The organism is Flavisolibacter nicotianae, assembly GCF_003628535.1.
Classification (GTDB): domain Bacteria; phylum Bacteroidota; class Bacteroidia; order Chitinophagales; family Chitinophagaceae; genus Flavisolibacter; species Flavisolibacter nicotianae.
In genome coordinates this window covers 1-2,459 of sequence record NZ_RBCI01000042.1, presented here as the reverse complement: position 1 = coordinate 2,459, position 2,459 = coordinate 1, and the positions used below count along the sequence as shown (strand labels likewise).

Here is a 2,459-nt window from a genome sequence, read left to right as displayed (position 1 = left end):
ACTTGGTTGTCGTTTATACTGTCAACAAGTCTTTCCACTCTATCGGTCTGCGCCAAAGTTGTCAAGCTGATAAACTTCAAACTTATTATAAGTAGGAGTTGTCGCATAAAGTAGCCGGTAACGTAGAACGTGTTGCTGTCAGTGGTGGAATTTATTGCACGTCAGCCTCACGTTTGCACTAATGTAGAATAGAATTACTGATGTTCAAAACATGTTTTGTTGCCACCATTGCAGCAAAACGCTGTTAGCGGAAGTTCTTTAGTTGTTCTTCAATCTTGTCAATAATTTGCTTATTAGGCGAAGCTATCTGTCCCCATCCATCAAAAGCGGAACCAGGAACGGCTATTTCAAGTGACCAGTCAAAGTTATCCAGTGCTTTATACCTGTGACCTTCTGGCAAATCAGTCGCCTTAAACTTCAGTGAGGCAGTATCATGGAACACTGCGTAACAGCCTTGCTCGTCCCAAATATCAATGAATTGCAAAAAATCACTCTTGGAAATGGAAAAATCAACGTCAAATGCTTTCAGCGATGGAAACAGAGACATTCCTTTAGCATTAATTCCAAACTGAAATTCAGCCCTGTGCCTGCCGTAATGGGTAAAGTTTTCGATAGTCACATTGTCGCTGCCCAAATGCGCTGCAAACAGAATTATTTCTTTCGGACATTCGAATACCTCCAGCAAAAAATATTGGTCATTCAAGTCTCGTCTTCTATACTTTTCCATGAGGGTGGTTCAAATTTCCGCTAACGTCGATCAGCTTTCTGCTGTGCTGGAATTTTATGTTCGTCTGCTCGGAACTGCTGCTGAATGATGTTGCTGTTGTTGAAGATAAAAACTTATGCTGAATGTTGAACGTCGAGCCGGAAGAGATGCTGAAAAGTGCACTACTGCTGATGTTGCGTTGGGTCAGCCGGCATAGCAGAAAACTGCTGTTGGCAGTAGTATTAATTCGTCGGCTTCTCACGGAACTTGAAACCTTCAATAACTTTAAAAGCTTCTAAAATCAGGTGAATTTTGTTTGCGATTAGGCAAAAGTATTTTGCTTTCTTGAACTGTGTCATAATGCCGATTAACCGATAATCGAGAGAATATTTATTTGTATTTGGGTCCAAATTGAAGATTAAATACCAAAGTCCGCAACCGCTGATACCATAAAAATGTGTGTTTATAATTGTAGGCTTTCCACTTTCTACATCTGTTCCTTTACCCTTCATGTCAACTATAAAGTAATCTTCCTTTGAAAGTTTATAGTGATTGTAGGGATTTTCATTTGTGGCACTTGTTAAATAAAATGATGCTCCTGTTTCCATTGACCCATTTTCAAACTTTATGTTCTTTTCCGGAAAGCCTATGACACAATAGTTCATTCCATCTAACATTTTGCTGTGTCTTGCAAATTTGTTTATGGTTAAAAACTTGTATGGTTTAATGAGATGAGGTATCATCTGCGGGTCAAGTTTGATATAAGCTAAATCAACACCCTTGCTTTTATCAATGTCCGTATATTTTATGTCACCAAGGACATTGATGTACCCTTTTTTGTCAACCCGTATATACAGTTGGTTGTCATCTTTCTTCAAATAATCAACAACATGAGAAGCTGTTAAAATGAAATGAGTGTCATGAATTAGCGCAAGTACACCAGAACCAAATGGTCTAAGCCCAGCGTCAGTTTTATAGAAGAATTGGATGGTGTGTCTCAACAGATAGTTGTCTACCAGTTCTACAACCAGTCTATCTGTTTCTTCATTCGATTTGGACTTTATCATCGGGTGTCTAAATATTACTGCCAACGGAAACAGGTTTGCGATGTGGTGGCATTCTGTGTCACGTCAGCCTAAATTTATTGATAAAGTTGAAAGATGCTCATTTGCTAAGCACATAACCGTCAGCCACCATATTGCAAACCTGCTGTTGGCTGAAGTCAGTCGACACGCTTGTACTCTATTAAGGGTGAATTTGCAAAGTGGCTTTGAAACTGTAGATCGCTTTCAGTAAGTCGCCTTACACTAAAGATCAACGGAACACGAACATCGCTGATGTATAGATAAAGAGATTTTCCTTCGATCTTCCAATTCCCCTTGATCGTTCCCTCTGCATGCCAGCCTGGTATGTTCAACGGCGGAGGTGAATCGTTGCCTACCATTGTAAACGTTGAGTCATCTTCCAAGATCAAGTCTCCGTACTGCTTATCAGCACTTGTTGATAGCGCCTTTTCTGCCATATCCAGCCGGCGCCAATGGCCCTTGATATTCGGTGCTTGTTTACAGGAGTTGAGCACTAAAAAAGACAACACGACAACTTTTAGGAAATAGTTCATTTGATTTCAGCCAACGGACAGGGCTTATCGAAGTACAGGTATTCATTGTTACTTCTGTTTAGCCTCTGTTCGTCTGTAAAATAAATATTTATTGTTGATGGCCTATTCTATCCCCTGTATTTTGATAAGCTCATG

At 39.9% G+C, this 2,459-nt stretch carries 3 protein-coding genes; all 3 read right to left on the bottom strand.

Annotation, left to right across the window (positions count from 1 at the left end; translation table 11 throughout):
* Nucleotides 1-244: 244 nt before the first annotated feature.
* Nucleotides 245-727 (bottom strand): hypothetical protein, encoded by a 483-nt coding sequence (locus tag D6024_RS26250; protein ID WP_121357788.1) that lies wholly within the window; start codon nt 725-727, stop codon nt 245-247.
* A 221-nt stretch (nt 728-948) separates the two neighbouring features.
* Nucleotides 949-1,797, bottom strand: a complete 849-nt coding sequence (locus D6024_RS26245) for a hypothetical protein (RefSeq protein ID WP_162945067.1) — start codon at nt 1,795-1,797, stop codon at nt 949-951.
* A 131-nt stretch (nt 1,798-1,928) separates the two neighbouring features.
* Nucleotides 1,929-2,324: a hypothetical protein gene (locus tag D6024_RS26240; RefSeq protein ID WP_121357786.1), complete on the bottom strand. Its 396-nt coding sequence runs from the start codon at nt 2,322-2,324 to the stop codon at nt 1,929-1,931.
* Nucleotides 2,325-2,459 lie beyond the last annotated feature (135 nt).